Origin of the sequence: Streptococcus sp. ZY19097 (genome assembly GCF_040731245.1) — a bacterium.
Classification (GTDB): Bacteria; Bacillota; Bacilli; order Lactobacillales; family Streptococcaceae; genus Streptococcus; species Streptococcus orisratti.
Map to the genome: position 1 here is coordinate 355,049 of NZ_CP160400.1, position 18,093 is coordinate 373,141.

Annotated in this window: 22 protein-coding genes; all 22 read left to right on the forward strand. The window is 38.8% G+C overall.

Annotation, left to right across the window (positions count from 1 at the left end):
• Positions 1-5 precede the first annotated feature (5 nt).
• On the forward strand, positions 6-1,568 hold the full coding sequence (locus tag ABZ559_RS01700) for a SpaH/EbpB family LPXTG-anchored major pilin (protein WP_367007051.1): 1,563 nt from the start codon (positions 6-8) through the stop codon (positions 1,566-1,568).
• Between the two features lie 29 nt (positions 1,569-1,597).
• Positions 1,598-2,461, forward strand: coding sequence for a class C sortase (locus tag ABZ559_RS01705; protein ID WP_277290556.1), 864 nt, complete (start codon positions 1,598-1,600; stop codon positions 2,459-2,461).
• A gap of 515 nt (positions 2,462-2,976) precedes the next feature.
• Entirely contained in the window at positions 2,977-3,672 is a 696-nt protein-coding gene (gene liaF, locus ABZ559_RS01710; protein ID WP_018375721.1) for a cell wall-active antibiotics response protein LiaF, read from the forward strand.
• Positions 3,669-4,700: a sensor histidine kinase gene (locus ABZ559_RS01715; RefSeq protein ID WP_277290555.1), complete on the forward strand. Its 1,032-nt coding sequence runs from the start codon at positions 3,669-3,671 to the stop codon at positions 4,698-4,700. The genes liaF and ABZ559_RS01715 overlap by 4 nt, the downstream gene beginning before the upstream one ends.
• On the forward strand, positions 4,697-5,338 hold the full coding sequence (locus tag ABZ559_RS01720) for a response regulator transcription factor (protein ID WP_367007053.1): 642 nt from the start codon (positions 4,697-4,699) through the stop codon (positions 5,336-5,338). Before ABZ559_RS01715 ends, ABZ559_RS01720 begins: the two co-directional genes overlap by 4 nt.
• An 83-nt stretch (positions 5,339-5,421) precedes the next feature.
• Positions 5,422-6,822, forward strand: a complete 1,401-nt coding sequence (locus ABZ559_RS01725; RefSeq protein ID WP_367007054.1) for a Cof-type HAD-IIB family hydrolase — start codon at positions 5,422-5,424, stop codon at positions 6,820-6,822.
• Positions 6,822-7,181, forward strand: a complete 360-nt coding sequence (locus tag ABZ559_RS01730; RefSeq protein WP_018375717.1) for a S1 RNA-binding domain-containing protein — start codon at positions 6,822-6,824, stop codon at positions 7,179-7,181. Before ABZ559_RS01725 ends, ABZ559_RS01730 begins: the two co-directional genes overlap by 1 nt.
• A 125-nt stretch (positions 7,182-7,306) precedes the next feature.
• Positions 7,307-7,834, forward strand: a complete 528-nt coding sequence (locus ABZ559_RS01735) for a YqeG family HAD IIIA-type phosphatase (protein WP_026217138.1) — start codon at positions 7,307-7,309, stop codon at positions 7,832-7,834.
• Positions 7,834-8,952: a ribosome biogenesis GTPase YqeH gene (gene yqeH / locus ABZ559_RS01740; protein ID WP_367007055.1), complete on the forward strand. Its 1,119-nt coding sequence runs from the start codon at positions 7,834-7,836 to the stop codon at positions 8,950-8,952. The genes ABZ559_RS01735 and yqeH overlap by 1 nt, the downstream gene beginning before the upstream one ends.
• Before the next feature lie 33 nt (positions 8,953-8,985).
• Positions 8,986-9,300: a ribosome assembly RNA-binding protein YhbY gene (gene yhbY, locus ABZ559_RS01745; protein WP_273414681.1), complete on the forward strand. Its 315-nt coding sequence runs from the start codon at positions 8,986-8,988 to the stop codon at positions 9,298-9,300.
• Positions 9,301-9,324: 24 nt separating this feature from the next.
• Complete coding sequence (locus tag ABZ559_RS01750) at positions 9,325-9,957, forward strand: nicotinate-nucleotide adenylyltransferase (RefSeq protein WP_367007057.1); 633 nt, start codon at positions 9,325-9,327, stop codon at positions 9,955-9,957.
• Positions 9,954-10,547, forward strand: coding sequence for a bis(5'-nucleosyl)-tetraphosphatase (symmetrical) YqeK (yqeK, locus tag ABZ559_RS01755; protein ID WP_367007058.1), 594 nt, complete (start codon positions 9,954-9,956; stop codon positions 10,545-10,547). Before ABZ559_RS01750 ends, yqeK begins: the two co-directional genes overlap by 4 nt.
• Positions 10,548-11,060: a cysteine hydrolase family protein gene (locus ABZ559_RS01760; protein ID WP_367007060.1), complete on the forward strand. Its 513-nt coding sequence runs from the start codon at positions 10,548-10,550 to the stop codon at positions 11,058-11,060.
• Complete coding sequence (gene rsfS, locus ABZ559_RS01765; protein WP_273414676.1) at positions 11,061-11,414, forward strand: ribosome silencing factor; 354 nt, start codon at positions 11,061-11,063, stop codon at positions 11,412-11,414.
• Positions 11,415-11,604: 190 nt separating this feature from the next.
• Positions 11,605-12,342 (forward strand): class I SAM-dependent methyltransferase, encoded by a 738-nt coding sequence (locus ABZ559_RS01770; protein ID WP_367007061.1) that lies wholly within the window; start codon positions 11,605-11,607, stop codon positions 12,340-12,342.
• A gap of 57 nt (positions 12,343-12,399) precedes the next feature.
• Positions 12,400-13,740: a hypothetical protein gene (locus ABZ559_RS01775; RefSeq protein ID WP_367007063.1), complete on the forward strand. Its 1,341-nt coding sequence runs from the start codon at positions 12,400-12,402 to the stop codon at positions 13,738-13,740.
• A 119-nt stretch (positions 13,741-13,859) separates the two neighbouring features.
• Positions 13,860-14,528, forward strand: a complete 669-nt coding sequence (locus ABZ559_RS01780; RefSeq protein ID WP_367007065.1) for a hypothetical protein — start codon at positions 13,860-13,862, stop codon at positions 14,526-14,528.
• A 132-nt stretch (positions 14,529-14,660) separates the two neighbouring features.
• A complete protein-coding gene (locus ABZ559_RS01785) occupies positions 14,661-15,296 on the forward strand; it encodes a DUF6792 domain-containing protein (protein WP_367007066.1) in 636 nt (211 codons plus the stop codon).
• A gap of 48 nt (positions 15,297-15,344) precedes the next feature.
• The gene (locus tag ABZ559_RS01790; RefSeq protein ID WP_367007067.1) at positions 15,345-16,007 is read left to right on the forward strand and encodes a hypothetical protein; all 663 of its coding nucleotides are present in this window, start codon (positions 15,345-15,347) and stop codon (positions 16,005-16,007) included.
• Positions 16,008-16,017: 10 nt separating this feature from the next.
• Positions 16,018-17,292, forward strand: coding sequence for a DUF6792 domain-containing protein (locus tag ABZ559_RS01795; RefSeq protein ID WP_367007068.1), 1,275 nt, complete (start codon positions 16,018-16,020; stop codon positions 17,290-17,292).
• Entirely contained in the window at positions 17,282-17,725 is a 444-nt protein-coding gene (locus tag ABZ559_RS01800; protein WP_367007070.1) for a hypothetical protein, read from the forward strand. Before ABZ559_RS01795 ends, ABZ559_RS01800 begins: the two co-directional genes overlap by 11 nt.
• Positions 17,726-18,079: a hypothetical protein gene (locus ABZ559_RS01805; RefSeq protein ID WP_018376849.1), complete on the forward strand. Its 354-nt coding sequence runs from the start codon at positions 17,726-17,728 to the stop codon at positions 18,077-18,079.
• Positions 18,080-18,093: the final 14 nt, after the last annotated feature.

Genomic DNA, 18,093 nt, shown 5'->3' on the forward strand with positions numbered 1-18,093 from the left:
TTCGAATGAAAAAGTTTAAAGCTTTTGCGTTACTTGCTACTCTCTTAGTAAGCATTTTTAGCAATTTGTTTGTTCCAGCTGTTTCTGCTGTTTCAGCAGATCCAGATCCAACTGTTACAATCCACAAATTGAAAAATCAAACTGGACCTATTGTTAACACTGGTAAAGAGTTATCAGGTCTTACTGCTTCTGATTTCTTAGATGGTATCACATTTGATGTCTATGATGTGACTGCTGCATACCATACTAAGTACAACGAAGTTTACAAATCAACAACTGCTCAAAAAGCTGATGATGCAGCTCGTGCTTATGTTCAAGGAACTGCGGGTCACAAACCTTCAGTTGTTTCAAGTGCAAAACCTTTGGCTACTAAAGTAACTGAAAATGGCGGAGCTGCAACATTTACGTTACCTAAGAAATCTGGTGGTAAAGATGCAGTCTACGTCTTTGTAGAACAACCTAAAACTGGTATTACTGCTGCTGAAAAGAACTTGGTACTTAGCTTCCCAGTTTATGAGTTGAATTCTGATGGTTCTTACACTGATAAAGAGTTGACAGATATTCACTTGTATCCAAAAAATACAACCGAAACAATCACTCCAGTAAAAGATATTACAACTCCAAATACAGATACTGCTGGACATAACAACTATAATGTTGGTAAGGAAATTGGGTTCAAATTGTCAACACTAATCCCTGCTAATATTGGCATTAAAGAAGTTGATGGCAAAACTCCACACTACAACACTTTTGGTTTAGTCGATATTCATGATACAACATTAGCTTTCGATAAAAACGGTGAACATGAATTGAAAGTTGCTGGAACATCAGTTGTTCTTTCTGAGGGAGAAACAGCTGACTATACTATCGTAGTTGGAGAACCTGCTCCAGCTGAAGGAAAAGCTACCTTCAAAGTGAAATTGACTCAAGCAGGTATTAACAAACTTGCTGAACATGGTGGTAAGACTCTTGAATTCACTTACACAATGAAATTGAATGCGCAAGCAGTAATGGACGAAAAAAATGTCAACCAAGTAACTGTTGAGTATGGTCGTAAGACAAATGATTTCAATGACGTTGTGACAACACCAGGTAACGAAAAAGAAGTTTATACTGGTGGCTACCGTTTCATCAAGACTGACGTTAGCACAAACAAACCACTTGCAAATGCAGAGTTCGTTGTACGTGATGCTGCTTCTGATGGTAAATACTTGAAGATTGATGCTAAATCAAAAGAAATTTCATGGGTAGATAGCTATGATGCTGCAACTAAATTCACAACTGGAGCTGATGGTATCGTTGACATCAAAGGTTTGACTTATGGTACTTACTATCTTGAAGAAACGAAAGCACCAACAGACTACGTGAAATTGTCTAAACGTATTGCGTTCACTGTTGCATTTGATTCATATAAGACTACAACTGCAACTGCACATAACGTTGCTAATACACCTAAAGGATTCCTTCCTTCAACAGGTGGTAAGGGAATCGTTCTCTTTGTAGGTCTGGGTATTGTAATGGTTGCTCTTGCAGGTGCATACTTTGTATCACGTCGTAAAGAAGCATAAGAAACTAAATTAAGAAAAAGGGTGAGAGTATGGCAAAGCCAAAAAAACAAATCAGGCGTAGGCTGTTGGATTTTATGATGTTGACAGTTCTGATTTGTGGGGTTGCTGTACTCTCTTATCCATTTGTCAGAAATTTTCTGAATGATATAATCAATCAACAGATTATCAGCCACTATCAGAAAGAGGCGAACCAAAAAAGTAAAGATGAATTTCAAAAGAGATTGTCAGAAATGGAGGAAAAAAACAAGCAGTTAGCTTATCAGAATATTTCTCCAGGATTTGATCCTTTTTCTGAAGAGGCCAAAAAAGTAGATGAAACAAAAATCATTTACGAAGATCATGTTATTGGTGTCATTTCAATTCCGAAGATCAAGGTTAGGTTACCAATTTTCGATCAGACAACCGAAACTTTCCTTGCTAAAGGGGCTACTTACCTTGAGGGGACATCTTTTCCGATAGGTGGGGATTCTACTCATTCTGTTATCTCTGGTCACCGAGGTCTAACAGAAGCAAAACTATTTACTGATTTACCCAAATTAAAGAAAAAGGATAGATTTTATATTGAACTTGGCGATAATGAAGTTCACGCTTATGAGGTAGATAAAATAAAAGTTGTAAAACCAAGTGATGTGAGTAGCCTGCAAATTGTTAAAGGTCAAGATTACATAACGCTTGTCACTTGTACGCCTTATATGGTCAATAGCCATCGCTTATTGGTTCGGGGGCATCGTGTTCCTTATGTTCCAGAAGAAATGGCAAAAGAAGTGGCTAATGCTAAGACAAATTATTACTTGCTTGGGGTAATTTGTGCTGCAGTGCTGCTGCTCATACTGATTATTCTTTTGATTTTTAGAAAATTTAAAAAACGTCGCAAACTTTCTCCTAAAAAATAATCTTATATCACAATTAGGCGTGTTTATTTTCTAATTTTTACCATTTTTCAAAAATTTTTCCTCCCTATTTTTAAACTATTGTCAATGGAATGCTTGCCTGATAAGACGAGCTGCACATTGATGTTTAAAGAGTATCAGTTTTGAAAAGCATTAAGATTAAAACAACTGATTTGTCTGTAACGGTTAGGGTAGCCTACCGGTTTAGTTTTGATGACTTTGTTAGCTATGTTATAGAGCTTACATCACAAGTTTTGATCACAATTTTGTGCAACTTACTAAGATGTTCGATGTATTTGCAATTAAGTTGGCTAGTACGAAAAACACATTGAAAGGCTGCATTTGGTTAAGCGACATCATTCTTAAAGAAGGACAAAAGTGATTACAGATTCTCTGTTTGAGAGTTGTAATCACTTTTTTATCTATCTACTCAGGCTTTCGTATATTTTGCTATCGCAGAGATGAAATCTGTTCATATTTTTGGTAAAATGGCAGAAAGTATGTGATGAGGAGAGAACATGCGAAAATTTCAATTTTTCTTATTGGTTGAATGCATTTTGCTAGCTTTAGGCATGATGACTATTTTAGCCAATGATCTATCGAGCTTTATTTTAATTTTAGTTCTCATTTTGATAGCACTGCGTTTTTATAATCAGGACACGCGGAATAATTTTTTACTGACCGTCAGTCTTTTGCTGCTGTTCTTAATCTTTATGCTTAATCCATACATTATCGCAGCGGCTGTCTTAGGTGTTGTTTATGTAGTTATCAATCACTTTTCACAGGTGAAAAAGAAAAATCGTTATGCTCTTATTCGTTTCAGAGAAGATGATTTTGAAGTACGTCCTAGTCGAAATCAATGGATTGGTGCTGCTAATTATGAGAGCGATTTTTATGCTTTTGATGATGTCAATATTGTCAGGGTTAGTGGCAGTGATACTTTTGATTTGACCAATGTTATTGTGACTGGAAAGGATAATCTCATCGTTATCCGTAAGGTTTTAGGACCAACCAAAATCTTAGTACCAGTTGATGTGGCCGTCAAGTTGGATGTGTCAACCATTTATGGAACGGTCACTTATTTTGATTGTGAACCTTATGATTTGCGCAATGAATCAATTAAGTTGTGGCGACAGGAAGATCGCAAGGCTATTAAATCTGTTAAGGTTGTTATTAACACCGTTGCCGGAGATGTAGAGGTGGTAAGACAATGAAGAAATATCATTATGGACTCTTGCTGCTTTATTCGAGTGTCATCATTTTGGCCATTGTCTTTGTGACTGTGGATAGCCTGGGTCTGGATTTTGCCAAATTGATAACAGATTTTTGGACTTTCGAGCAGTTTCTTTTTTCAATCATTTTTCTGATTTTTGCGGTTACAATTTTGCTACTTCTTTTGTGGGTTATCCTAGATGATAACAGTAAGCGCAGCATTAACCAAAACCTACGAAGAATTTTAAATAATCAACCTCTGAAACTTGATGAAGACAGTGAAATCAACCTGAACCTCCTGCGTCTTTCAAAGAAAATGAGCCATCTGACGACCAGTCTTCAAAATACAGAAAATGCTCGTATTTTGAAGGGACAGGAAATTGTTAAACAGGAACGTAAACGTATTGCTCGAGATTTACATGATACGGTCAGTCAAGAACTTTTCGCTTCTTCCATGATTTTGTCGGGAGTTTCCATGAATGTGGAGCATCTAGAAACCGAGCAATTGCAAACGCAATTAAAAGCAGTTGAAGAGCTGTTGCAAAACGCTCAAAAAGATTTGCGGATTTTATTGCTGCATTTGCGCCCAACTGAATTGGAAAATCGAACTCTATCTGAGGGATTTGATATGATTCTTAAAGAATTGACCGATAAGAGTGATATTGAAGTCGTCTATCAAAAAAACATAGGGAAATTGCCCAAAGCAATGGAAGATAATCTTTTCCGAATTGCTCAAGAATTTATAAGTAATACGCTTAAACATGCTCAAGCTAGTCGCTTGGAAGTTTACCTTAACCAGAGTGAAACGGAGATTCAGCTAAAAATGGTGGATAACGGTCGTGGTTTTGACATGGATACAACACATGACTTGAGTTATGGTTTAAACAATATCGAAGACCGTGTGGACGACATGGCAGGAACTATTAAGTTACTCAGCCAGCCTGGAAAAGGCGTCAGCATGGATATCCGATTGCCGTTGGTTCAAAAAGAAATGGATGATGATGTGGAAGTAGAAGAGGAGCAAAAATGACAAAAACAAGTATCATTTTGGTTGATGATCATGAAATGGTTCGTCTTGGTCTGAAGAGTTTTTTGAACCTTCAGCCAGATGTTGAAGTTGTCGGAGAGGCTAGTAATGGCAGAACTGGCATTGACATGGCACTTGAGTTGCGTCCTGATGTTGTTGTGATGGACTTAGTCATGCCAGAGATGAATGGTGTTGAAGCAACTTTAGAGCTTCTCAAAGATTGGCCAGAGGCTAAAATCCTTGTTCTAACTTCGTATCTGGACAATGAAAAAATCTATCCTGTTATTGCTGCGGGGGCCAAGGGATATATGCTGAAAACTTCCAGTGCGGCTGAAATACTTAATGCTATTCGCAAGGTAGCTAAGGGTGAATTGGCAATCGAAACTGAGGTTGATAAGAAAATCAAGGCTCACGATGCCAAACCTGATTTGCATGAAGATTTAACAGCACGTGAGCGAGATATTTTAGCTTTGTTAGCCAAGGGTTATGACAATCAGACTATTGCTGATGAACTCTTCATTTCCTTGAAAACTGTTAAAACCCATGTTTCAAATATTTTGTCGAAATTAGAAGTTGATGACCGGACTCAGGCAGTTGTTTATGCCTTTAAACATCATTTAGTCGCACAAGACGATGAATAAATGGTATAATAAAAAAGTGTTTCTAGACTAATGGAGGGGAGAAGCCGACACTAAAGTGTTTTTAGAGTTTCTCGAAAAGATATATGGACGCAAAAACAAAATATAAAGCAAAGAAAATCAAGGCTGTCTTTTTTGATATTGACGATACCTTACGTATCAAAGCAAGTGGTTACATGCCTGCTTCAATCACCTATGTTTTTGAGCAACTAAAGGCCAAGGGAATAATGACTGGAATTGCATCAGGTCGTGCCATTTATGGTGTTGTCCCAGAAATTCGTGCCTTAAATCCAGATGTTTTTGTTACGATAAACGGTGCTCGAGTACTAGACAAAAAAGGTGAGGTTCTGTACAAAAAGCCCATTCCACGCGAAATCACTCAAAAATATGTAGCTTGGGCCAAATCAGTAGGTATTGAATATGGCTTTGCTGGTAAGGACAAGCCAGTTGTTTCAGCTAGAACTAAGTTGATTGATGATGCTATGATTCCTGTATATGGTGTCTGCGATGTAGATCCCGATTTTCACTTGACCAATGATGTTTATCATATGTGGAGTTTCGCTGAAAACAACGCTGATCTTGTTCTGCCAGAGGAATTAGCTGAAGAAATTCGCATGGTGGCTTGGCATCCTCACTCCTCTGATGTAGTTCGTAATGGAACATCAAAAGCGTCAGGTGTAGCACATGTTGCAGAATTAGAAGGTTTGAAACCAGAAAATATCCTTGTTTTTGGGGATGAACTCAATGACATGGAACTCTTTGATTATGCAGGGTTAGCAGTTGCCATGGGAATTTCACACCCAGAACTGCATAAAAAAGCAGATTTTATTACAAAAAAAGTAGAAGAAGATGGCATTTTATTTGCCTTGGAGGAATTAGGTTTGGTAGAAAAACAGTTAAACTTTCCACAAGTTGACACGTCTTTAGTAGAAGGACCAGTTGCAACTATAAAAACAAATCACGGTGATATGAAGATTAAACTCTTCCCCGACCATGCCCCAAAAACAGTCGCAAACTTTGTTGCACTTGCTAAAGATGGTTATTACGATGGTATTATTTTCCACCGCATTATTCAAGACTTTATGATTCAGGGCGGTGACCCAACGGGCACAGGTATGGGTGGTCAATCTATCTATGGCGATAGTTTTGAAGATGAATTTTCAGAAGAACTCTACAATGTTCGTGGTGCGTTGTCAATGGCCAATGCTGGTCCAAACACCAATGGTAGTCAGTTTTTCATTGTCCAAAACAGTAAGATTCCTTACGCTCAAAAGGAATTGGAGCGTGGTGGCTGGCCAGCACCAATTGCTGAATTATATGCTGCAAAAGGTGGGACTCCTCACTTGGATCGCCGTCATACGGTATTTGGTCAATTGATGGATGAAGCTTCTTACAAAGTTCTGGATGAGATTGCCGCAGTTGAAACAGGTGCTCAAGACAAGCCAGTTGAGGATGTAATCATCGAGACCATTGAGGTGGCAGACTAATGAAAATTGGCGACAAAATCACTGGGACGATTACAGGCATCAAGCCTTACGGTGCCTTTGTCGCCCTTGAAAATGGAACAACAGGTCTGATTCATATTTCTGAAATCAAGACAGGGTATATTGACAACATCTACAATGTTTTGACCATCGGTCAAGAGGTTCTTGTTCAGGTGGTGGATTTGGATGAATTTACTCAGAAAGCTAGTCTTTCCTTGCGAACCTTGGAGGAGGAAAATCACCATTTTCCTCACCGTCATCGTTTTTCCAATAGTCGTTACAAAATCGGCTTTAAACCACTGGCTAACAATCTTCCAAAGTGGACTAAGGAAAGTTTGGAGTATTTAAAAGATAGAAAATAACACTAGAGGAGCCTGACACCGTTTGGGCCCTTTTTAGATACTTACTAGTAATAAAGCTCTGCTATTTTTCAAAAAATATGGTAAAATAAGAGGTAAACTATAAATTTTGGAGTAGAAAATAGACCTTGAGTATAGACGATTATAGGCCGACCTTCGTGGTTGAGGCAGTTTATGATTTAAAAGCAGAAGATTTATTACGTCATGGCATTCGTGCGGTTTTAGTTGATTTGGATAATACGCTGATTGCGTGGAATAATCCTGACGGTACACCAGAGGTGCGTGCATGGCTAGATGAGATGACTATCGCTGACATTTCAGTGGTTGTGGTTTCGAATAACAAGCATTCACGTGTGGAGCGAGCAGTCGCCCGTTTTGGTGTGGACTTTGTCAGCCGTGCTATGAAACCTTTTACTCGTGGCATTGATATAGCTATAGAGCGCTATGGATTTGATAAGGATGAGGTGATTATGGTTGGTGACCAACTCATGACTGATATTCGTGCTGCACACCGTGCAGGAATTCAATCAGTTCTAGTCAAACCTCTGGTGACATCGGATGCTTGGAATACTAAGATTAATCGTTGGCGTGAACGACGTGTTTTGGCTAAACTTGAAGAACAATACGGAAAATTGGAATATCAAAAAGGAATTTAATGGAAGAACTAATTTGCATCGGTTGTGGTGCGCATATTCAAACAGAAGACAAGGAAAAAGCTGGCTACACACCTGCCAGTTCTATTAAAAAAGCGGAGGAAAGCGGTGAATTGTATTGCCAGCGTTGCTTTCGCCTACGTCACTACAATGAAATTGTAGATGTCAATATCACAGATGATGAATTTCTCAAGCTCTTACACGAGGTAGGGGACAGTGATGCGCTTGTGGTCAATGTGGTGGATATTTTTGATTTTAATGGTTCAGTTATCCCAGGACTTTCTCGTTTTGTATCTGGTAATGATGTTCTACTTGTCGGTAATAAAAAAGACATTTTACCAAAATCTGTCAAAGATGGGAAGGTGACCCAATGGCTGACTGAAAGAGCTTATGAGGAAGGTCTGCGCCCTTTGGATGTCGTTTTGACTAGTGCTCAAAATCACCAGGCCATCAAGGATTTGATTGATAAAATTGAGAAACTTAGAAAAGGTCGCGATGTCTATGTGGTCGGGGTGACTAATGTTGGAAAATCTACCCTCATCAACGCCATTATCAAGGAAATTACTGGTGAAAAGGACATTATTACGACTTCGCGTTTTCCAGGAACGACCCTTGATAAAATTGAAATTCCTTTGGAGGATGGTTCTTACATTTTTGACACACCAGGAATTATCCACCGTCATCAGATGGCGCATTATTTGACAGCGAAAAATCTCAAATATGTCAGTCCGAAAAAGGAAATCAAACCTAAAACTTACCAGCTAAACCCAGAACAAACCCTTTTTCTAGGAGGACTTGGGCGTTTTGATTTTGTTTATGGAGAAAAGCAAGGTTTCACAGCTTACTTTGATAACAACCTTAAACTTCATCGTACGAAGCTTGAAGGTGCTGATGCTTTCTACGATAGACATGTTGGCGCACTTTTAACACCACCAACAGGCAAGGAAGTCGCTGATTTTCCAAAACTGGTTCGTCATGAATTTACCATCAAAGACAAGATGGATATCGTTTATTCAGGTTTAGGTTGGATTCGTATCCAAGGCAAAGCAGATAATCCTGTCAAAGTTTCCGCTTGGGCACCAGAGGGTGTTGGCGTTTTGATTCGGAAAGCTTTGATTTGATTTCTCAAATTACCAAAAATAGAAGGATAAAAAATGTTAACAAGTAAACAACGTGCTTTTTTGAAATCTCAAGCACACACTATGAAACCAATCATTCAGATTGGGAAGAATGGTCTTAATGACCAAATCAAAACAAGTGTTCGTCAGGCTCTTGATGCCCGTGAACTAATTAAAGTTACCTTGCTGCAAAATACTGATGAGGATCTTCATGAGGTTGCTGAAATTTTGGAGGAAGAAATCGGCTGTGATACGGTTTTAAAGATTGGCCGCATCCTTATCCTTTATAAAGAGTCTAGTAAGAAACAAAACCGCAAGTTATCACAAAAAGTTAAGGCAATGATCAAATAAATCATCCGAATATGGGGAGGCACGATGGCACTCGAACTATTGACACCATTTACAAAGGTTGAACTCGAAACGCAAGTAAAAGATCATAATCGCAAGCAAATCGGCATTTTAGGCGGTAATTTTAATCCAGTCCATAATGCGCACTTAGTCGTTGCTGATCAGGTACGCCAGCAATTGGGATTGGATCAGGTACTTCTCATGCCAGAATACCAACCGCCCCATGTCGATAAGAAAGAAACCATTGATGAAAAGCACCGTCTCAAAATGCTAGAGTTGGCTATTGATGGCGTAGAGGGCTTGGGCATTGAAACCATTGAATTGGAACGCAAGGGTATTTCTTATACTTATGATACTATGAAATTGCTAATAGAGAAGAATCCAGATGTGGACTATTATTTCATCATTGGTGCTGACATGGTGGATTATCTGCCGAAGTGGTATAAGATTGATGAGCTAGTCAAGATGGTGCAGTTTGTGGGTGTGCAGCGTCCTAAGTACAAGGCAGGCACTTCTTATCCCGTCATCTGGGTGGATGTGCCCCTCATGGATATCTCGTCAAGCATGATTCGCCACTTTATCACAGAAGCGCGTACGCCAAACTACCTCCTGCCAAAGATTGTTTTAGATTATATTAGGGAAGAGGGGCTATACCAATGACCTATGAAAGCTACACAGGTTTTTCACGTGAAGAGCTTTTGGAAAAAGTGCAGAGCGTTATGAGCGAGAAACGCTTTAAGCATGTACTTGGTGTGGAAAGGGCTGCTATTCACTTGGCAGAGCTAAATGACTATGACACCGAGAAAGCTGGATTGGCAGGGCTCCTACACGATTATGCCAAGGAATTAACAGATGAGGCTTTCTTAGAGTTGATAGACAAGTACCAGCTTGACCCAGCGCTCAAAAATTGGAACAATAATGTCTGGCATGGCATGGTGGGCATTTATAAAATCCAGGAAGATTTGGGTGTGACGGACAAGGACATCCTACGCAGTATTGAGATTCATACGGTTGGTAGTAGTCAGATGACGCTTCTGGATAAGATTGTTTACGTGGCGGATTATATTGAGCATAATCGCAACTTCCCACTGGTAGCTGAGGCGCGTGTGATTGCGGAGCAATCATTAGATAAGGCAGTAGCTTTTGAAACAGTTCGCACGGTTGAACACTTAGCTCACCAAGCTCTGCCTATTTTTCCACAAACCATCAAGACTTATAATGCATTTTGTAAGTATTTGAAAGAGGACTAGATGGGAACAGCTCTCTTAGTGATTGATATTCAAACAGCCTTGATAGAGGCTAAACCGTATGCTGTTGATAACTGCTTGTCTGTCTGGCAAAAAGCAATCGCCACTTGTCGTGAGAAAAACATAGAGGTGATTTATGTCCGCCACAATGATGATGAACTACTGACAGGAAGTCGTGATTGGGAACTTTACGGAGCTATTGCTCCAGAAGATGGTGAGAAAATCTTTGATAAGCACTATAATAGTGCATTTAAGGAAACTCATTTACAGGCTTATCTAGATAGCCAAGCTATTGAGCGCTTGATTATCATTGGTATGGCTACTAATTATTGTATTGATACGACAATCAAGGTTGCATTTGAATTAGGCTATAATGTGACCGTCATCAAAGGTGGAACGACTACTTTTGATGATATGAAAATCACAGCAGAGCAGTTGGTTGACTATTACGAAAATATCTGGAATGGTCGTTTTGCTCAGGTAGTTGAGTTAGAAAATATGTTAAAAGAGGATTAAATGGATAAAAAAGAATTACTAGAATTAGTTGTTAAGGCCGCTGATGAAAAGCGTGCTGAAGATATTGTTGCCCTTGATTTGGAGGGACTGTCCAGCGTGACAGATTATTTTGTCATTGCTAGCGCGACCAATAGCCGCCAGTTGGAAGCTATCGCTGAAAATATTCGTGAGAAAGTCAAGGAAGCTGGCGGAGACGCTAGCCATGTTGAAGGTGACAGCCGAACAGGTTGGATTCTTCTGGATTTAAACGATGTTGTGATTCATGTCTTTACGGAAGAAGAGCGCCAGCATTACAACCTTGAAAAACTCTGGCACGAAGCACCTCTAACAGATGTGTCAACTTATACTCAATGAAAATCAAAAGTAGCCTAGGAAACGAAGCCGACGATAGAACTTGAGTTCATCAAGGCAAGTTGACAACGGATAATTTTGATTTTCGAAGAGTATTATCTTGCTTAAAAGACGACCTTGCCAAGTGGCAAGGTTTTTGAAAATACAAGACAAATTAACAAGAAAGGATGGGAGTATTCCCCGCAGATAAGATATGGAAAATTACCAAAAATTTGCTGCTGTTTACGATAGCATCATGGATGACTCGCTTTATGATTTATGGACGGATTTTTCGCTCCGCCATTTTCCAAAAAAGAAACATGCCAAACTTTTAGAATTAGCTTGTGGGACAGGTATTCAGTCCATTCGATTTAAGCAAGCGGGCTTTGATGTGACAGGTTTGGATTTGAGTGAGGATATGTTGGATTTAGCGCGTAAGCGTGCCAAGTCAGCGCATCTATCTATTCCTTTTGTGCAGGGCAACATGCTTGATTTGTCGCAAGCTGGGAAATACGATTTGGTGACCTGTTACTCAGATTCCATCTGTTATATGGCTGATGAAGTTGAAGTTGGTGATGTCTTCAAACAAGTCTACGACTGTTTGAATGAGGACGGGGTATTCATCTTTGACGTGCACTCAACTTACCAAACAGACACTGTCTTTCCTGGTTATTCTTACCATGAAAATGCAGAAGACTTTGCCATGGTTTGGGATACTTACGAGGACGAAGCCCCGCATTCTGTTGTACATGAATTGACTTTCTTCTTGCAAGACGAGGACGGACGTTTTACACGCTACGATGAAGTTCATGAAGAACGCACTTACGAAGTCTTAACTTACGATATTCTCTTGGAACAAGCAGGCTTTAAATCATTCAAACTCTACGCCGACTTTGAAGATAAGGAACCAACAGAAACAAGCAGACGCTGGTTCTTTGTGTGTGAGAAATAGGAGAATAACTGATGGCAGTTTTGGAAATCGCCTAATGATTAATCTAAGGAGTGATCTATGTCAATACGTAAACAATTATCACATCTAGTATTACTCATATTAGGAGGACTTATAACAATAAGCTTATCAGCCTGCGGTTTAAACAAAGACAGCCGGGAATGGATTGAGAAAAATCGGGTATCGGATATTTACAAGGTCTACCCTACTAAAAATCCTGAGGATTTGTTTAAGGTATTCCCAGATGGGTTTGGTATAAGACAGTCCTATACTGGTAAGGATGGCGTAACTTATGAGCTAGATGTTTTAGGAAATCCCGACACGAAGGAAATAAAGGGGGAATTGGTTAAGGATCCAGTTGAAGAGAATAAAAAAGTTAGTGATGTGGTTGAAAAAGACGGTCACCTAGTATTTTCAGATCCTAATGTTAAAGAATATTGGCCTTCGGACACCTTCCTTTTTCAACATTGGAGTCTTGATCAGGACTATATCGATAAGTTGACAAACATCGATTATTACTATAATTACATTGAAGGTGTTGGTTTTAGTATCGAGTATAAGTTGGCTGACTCAACTATAGATCATTTTTTAAATTTACAAAATGAAAAAGTTACCAAGTTTGAAATTTCGGGCTCAGAACGTAACTTTGGAGAAAGGAAATTTTCAGCGGATAGGACACTTTCATTTGAATTTAACAATAATGTACATTTTTTTGAAGCTATTCATCAATATAGTAAAAACCGCGAATATAAAGATAGTAGAGAATGGATTGAAGAGAATCGTGTGGCAGATATGTATAAGATTTACCCTACTGAAAATCCCGAGGACTTATTTAAGGTCTTTCCGAATGGGTTTGGTATAAGACAGTCCTATACTGGCAAGGATGGAGTGACTTACGAATTGAATGTAAAAGGAAATCCTGATACGAAGGAAATAAAGGGTGCCTTAGTAAGGAATCCAGATATCGGGAACAAAAAAGTCAGCGATGTCTCAGTTGAAGGAGAACACTATATTTTCTCAGATTCTAAAGCCAAAACTTATTGGCCTATAGATAGCTTTCTTTTCCAGCATTGGGGGCTTAATCAAGATTATATTGATAAGTTACCGAGCATTAACGCCAATTATAGTGATAATGCTGATAAATATAGTTTTAGTATTGAATACAGGTTAACTGATTTAGCCATAGCTAATTTTTTAAATATCAAAGATGAAATAATAATTAATCCAGAGATAGCTAAATTACTTAATCGTGAAGATGAACAAACTATTTGTTTTAAAATTACTGGTTCAAACAGTCACTTTGAAAACAAGGAAAAATCAGTGAAGAGGAGACTTGAATTTGAATTCAGCAATAATATACAATTTTCTGAAACCATTCATCAATACAGCAAGAAAGAATAGTAGGATTGAATGACCTATTTACTATTAACGAATGTCTTATTGGATTAAAATAAATCACATTATGTTATGGTACGATTAACTATATTCACACATTTATACCATGGTGTAGGAGAATAAATATGAAATTAAAGAACTTTTTATCTGTTATATTAGTGATAACATTAGGAGGACTTATCATAATGACTTTATCAGCCTGCGGTTTAAACAAAGACAGCCGGGAATGGATTGAGAAAAATCGGATATCGGATATTTACAAGGTCTACCCTACTAAAAATCCCGAGGATTTGTTTAATATATTTACCAAAGGGTTTAATATTGAGCAATATTATAAAGATGAACATAACAATGAATATAAAATGCATTTTACAGGTAATTCTGATACAAAAACTATCAATGGTGAATTAATTAAATATTATGGTGACGAGGAGAAAAAATTGGCTGACGTCAGTTACCGAGATGGTCATTTAGTTTTTTCAGATTCTTCCGTTAAACAGTATTGGCCGCTTGATGGTTTTCTCTTCCAGCATTTAACGATTGATCAAGCTTATCTTGATAAATTGAAAGAGAAAGAACATAGTTATAATGTTCAAAGTGGTACCTTTAGTATAAGCTATGAAATACAAGATTCTCCGGTAAAACACTTACTGCATAAGGAAAAAGTACATATTACTGATTTTAAAATATCAGGTTATGGAAATAATTATAAATATTATTACGCTAGAACATTAAAATTTAAATTTAATGATTCTTCTGTTTTTAGTGAATCAATTAATAAATTGTATGATTAAGGAGAAGATATTGCTAACAAAACTATCATTAATAATAATCATGGTACAATTTATGCTTCAAAATATACTTACGATGTTGAAAGTTATGTAGTAAAAAACAGCATAGATTTAGAGACTAAGTCAGGACAAAATATGATAAAAGATGCAATACGTAATAAAGATATAGAGGTTCCTGACAATTCCAACCTCAACTACCTTGACAGCTTCTACGACATCTCCACCGGTACCAGCGGGACAGCCTTCAAGGATACTGAGACCGGCGAGGTCATTATCGCTTATACAGGGACCAATGCAAAAGTTAATAAACAGGACATTGTGACCGATATCGTCAGTATCGGCCTTGGCTCGGGCTATCACTATGACAGCGCCTACCAGTTTTATGATAAGATAGCGGAAAAGTATGGTTCGGCCAATCTCACATTGACCGGCCATTCTTTGGGAGGCAATGTCGCTCAGCGGGTGGCGCTGGAGAAAAATGCCAAAAATACGATTGTCTATAATGCCGCTCCGCTCTATATCCCAGCAGCTTCAATCGGCCTGGTGACTCAAAATCCCGCGCTTGCTTTAGCCGTAGCGGTCGGCAGTTCCGACAGTGTGAAGGATATCAAAAACGATCGAAAGACCTTTACGGGAAAAGTGACCCGGCTTAGAACCGAGTGGGACCCATTGAACCATGCGTCCAATATGGCTGGAGGTGTCTATATCGGTGATGATTATGTGATTGCGGATTCAGGCGGTCAGACATCAAAAAACTCTGCTATAATATAAGTTGATTAAAGGACTTAGTCTATTTATATTATCGTATAGGAGAATAATATGAAATTAAAGAAATTTTTATCTGTTATATTAGTGATAACATTAGGAGGACTTATGACAATGAGCTTATCAGCCTGTGGTTTAAACAAAGACAGCCGAGCATGGATTGAGAAAAATCGGGTATCAGATATTTACAAGGTTTACCCCACTAAAAATCCCGAGGATTTATTTAAGGTATTTCCGGATGGGTTTAATGTTACGCAAGCTTATGTGGATGAGGATGGTCAAGCTATCCATATGAACTTAGAAGGAGACCCGAAGACAAAAATGCTTACAGGTGAATTGATTCAAAATCCAAATTTAGAAGGTTCTAAAAAAATAGGTGATGTTATATATAATAAGGGAAAATTTCAATTTTCTAATATGCAAACTACTGTAGATTGGCCAATTGATGGTTTCTTATTCCAAAACTTAACGATTAATCAGAAATTTTTAGATGGTTTGGCTGAGAAAGACCATGGCTATAACAGTCAAAATGGTAGTTTTTATGTTAATTACAAATTAGACGATTCAAAAATTAAATCATTACTGGGCATGAAAAATACTAAAATTACTAATTTTGGAATCACGGGCTATGGAAAAGATTATTTCTCTCGAACAGTATCATTTGATTTTTCAAATGACATAAGTTTTACAGAAACTATTGAGAGATTGAATAAATAAGGAGAAGGTTATGTCTAAAGCAGTTAATAATAATCAAGATACAGCTTATGCTTCCAGTATTACATATGATGTTGAAAGGGTAGCTGTACAAAATAATTTAGACTTATCAACAAAAGTAGGACAGAAAGCGATTAAACAAGAAATCTTAAAAGGAAAAAATATTAAAATTCCCTCCAACCTCAACTATCTTGACAGCTTCTACGACAGCTCCACCGGTACCAGCGGGACAGCCTTCAAGGATACTGAGACCGGCGAGGTCATTATCGCTTATACAGGGACCAATGCAAAAGTTAATAAACAGGACATTGTGACCGATATCGTCAGTATCGGCCTTGGCTCGGGCTATCACTATGACAGCGCCTACCAGTTTTATGATAAGATAGCGGAAAAGTATGGTTCGGCCAATCTCACATTGACCGGCCATTCTTTGGGAGGCAATGTCGCTCAGCGGGTGGCGCTGGAGAAAAATGCCAAAAATACGATTGTCTATAATGCCGCTCCGCTCTATATCCCAGAAGCTTCAATCGGCCTGGTGACTCAAAATCCCGCGCTTGCTTTAGCCGTAGCGGTCGGCAGTTCCGACAGTGTGAAAGATATCAAAAACGATCGAAAGACCTTTACGGGGAAAGTGACCCGGCTTAGAACTGAGTGGGATCCGCTGAATCATGCGTCCAATATGGCTGGAGGTGTCTATATCGGTGATGACTATGTGATTGCGAATTCAGGCGGTCATTTTTTAGATGATATCCTCGGTGACCGTGACCAAATGCAGCAGGTCACAACGATTGTCAGCGAATCCAGCAAGGATCCCAATCTCAGGCTTCAAGAAACCATCCATCATGTTGATGACCAGTTGAAGGCTGTTCAAAAGCTGAAGAACAAATACGCTGCTGGAGGTCTGACAGGCTCTGAAGCCATCTACCTAGACGCCCAGCAAGCAGAAGCTGTTATTCAAGGGCTGACGACCCTTTCTCAGGAAGGGGTCACCCAGGTTGCCGCAGAAAAAGAAAAAGCGCTGAAACGTGCAGAGGACGCCTATGATAAACTGGATGATGTTCCCTTTGGTATGATTTTAACCCCGGATGAAGTTAAAGCAGCTTACGCAGAAGCAGGCTGTACCTATGATAGTATTGTCGGTCATGTTGACAGACATTGTTCCAAAACACAGACCCAGTTTCAGGAATTGGCGGATGATTTTAGTGAACTGCAAGACAGCATTGGGCAGGCCATTGTGACCATGGTAGAGACAGACAGTGAGATAGCAGGTATGATTAATGCAGGATAAGTGGTCTAAAAAGTGGGATGAGGTTAGTGCTCAGCAAAGGCAGGAGCAAGCAGTTCTTGAAGAAATGGAAGATAACTATCGTGCTAAGCAGCGTTCTTTTGAAGAAAGATATAATCGTCTGGAAGATTATAGACAACAGCTGCAATATGGGATTGATGCCCATTACGAAGAAAGCCTAGCAATGCTTCGCCAGCATAGTGACAATCCAAATGTCGAAGAGGCTCATCAAAATTTAGCTCATTTGACTGAAATAGCTATCCAAATTAATCAAGACGAGTTTTCTATTTATCATCAAAAACTAGTAGATGAGGAAGAGGCGTTTGAACAAAATTATAGAAGAGAACATAGGGAACAGGAAGATAAAGTAGATGCTCTATACTGGGAGCTCGTTAAAATTGATCAAGCAGAAAAAGAAGAGAAGGGAATAACATAGATGTCTTGGTATAATAATTGGGGTGATTTTAAAAGTGCCGTGTCAGAGGGATACGATTATGTCAGTGGTGAAATTTCAGACGGTATGGAAAGCACTAAGGAAAATGCGCTAGCAGCTTTAAGAGCCCTAAATAAAGAGTCTATCAAGCATATCCATGCACCTCTGCGTAAAGGAGAACGAGAGGACGCTAAACTTTTTTTCGATGGTTATGTCCAGCAGATTGCCAGTGAGACAAAATCAAATTTAGAGACGGTGGAAGGAAAAATGGACAGCAGTATCAAAGGTAAGTTATCAACCTCGATTCACAAAAGTATGGAAACGAAGACTGCTGAATATGACAAGTTTAGTGAATAATTCATAGAATATCC

Coding starts and splice junctions, on each gene's coding strand:
- ABZ559_RS01785 (WP_367007066.1), top strand. CDS start 14,661: ATGATAAAAGATGCAATACGTAATAAAGATATAGAGGTTCCTGACAAT.
- ABZ559_RS01715 (WP_277290555.1), top strand. CDS start 3,669: ATGAAGAAATATCATTATGGACTCTTGCTGCTTTATTCGAGTGTCATC.
- yqeK (WP_367007058.1), top strand. CDS start 9,954: ATGACCTATGAAAGCTACACAGGTTTTTCACGTGAAGAGCTTTTGGAA.
- rsfS (WP_273414676.1), top strand. CDS start 11,061: ATGGATAAAAAAGAATTACTAGAATTAGTTGTTAAGGCCGCTGATGAA.
- ABZ559_RS01795 (WP_367007068.1), top strand. CDS start 16,018: ATGTCTAAAGCAGTTAATAATAATCAAGATACAGCTTATGCTTCCAGT.
- yhbY (WP_273414681.1), top strand. CDS start 8,986: ATGTTAACAAGTAAACAACGTGCTTTTTTGAAATCTCAAGCACACACT.
- ABZ559_RS01790 (WP_367007067.1), top strand. CDS start 15,345: ATGAAATTAAAGAAATTTTTATCTGTTATATTAGTGATAACATTAGGA.
- yqeH (WP_367007055.1), top strand. CDS start 7,834: ATGGAAGAACTAATTTGCATCGGTTGTGGTGCGCATATTCAAACAGAA.
- ABZ559_RS01770 (WP_367007061.1), top strand. CDS start 11,605: ATGGAAAATTACCAAAAATTTGCTGCTGTTTACGATAGCATCATGGAT.
- ABZ559_RS01800 (WP_367007070.1), top strand. CDS start 17,282: ATGCAGGATAAGTGGTCTAAAAAGTGGGATGAGGTTAGTGCTCAGCAA.
- ABZ559_RS01750 (WP_367007057.1), top strand. CDS start 9,325: ATGGCACTCGAACTATTGACACCATTTACAAAGGTTGAACTCGAAACG.
- ABZ559_RS01805 (WP_018376849.1), top strand. CDS start 17,726: ATGTCTTGGTATAATAATTGGGGTGATTTTAAAAGTGCCGTGTCAGAG.
- ABZ559_RS01775 (WP_367007063.1), top strand. CDS start 12,400: ATGTCAATACGTAAACAATTATCACATCTAGTATTACTCATATTAGGA.
- ABZ559_RS01700 (WP_367007051.1), top strand. CDS start 6: ATGAAAAAGTTTAAAGCTTTTGCGTTACTTGCTACTCTCTTAGTAAGC.
- ABZ559_RS01760 (WP_367007060.1), top strand. CDS start 10,548: ATGGGAACAGCTCTCTTAGTGATTGATATTCAAACAGCCTTGATAGAG.
- ABZ559_RS01725 (WP_367007054.1), top strand. CDS start 5,422: ATGGACGCAAAAACAAAATATAAAGCAAAGAAAATCAAGGCTGTCTTT.
- ABZ559_RS01720 (WP_367007053.1), top strand. CDS start 4,697: ATGACAAAAACAAGTATCATTTTGGTTGATGATCATGAAATGGTTCGT.
- ABZ559_RS01730 (WP_018375717.1), top strand. CDS start 6,822: ATGAAAATTGGCGACAAAATCACTGGGACGATTACAGGCATCAAGCCT.
- ABZ559_RS01705 (WP_277290556.1), top strand. CDS start 1,598: ATGGCAAAGCCAAAAAAACAAATCAGGCGTAGGCTGTTGGATTTTATG.
- liaF (WP_018375721.1), top strand. CDS start 2,977: ATGCGAAAATTTCAATTTTTCTTATTGGTTGAATGCATTTTGCTAGCT.
- ABZ559_RS01780 (WP_367007065.1), top strand. CDS start 13,860: ATGAAATTAAAGAACTTTTTATCTGTTATATTAGTGATAACATTAGGA.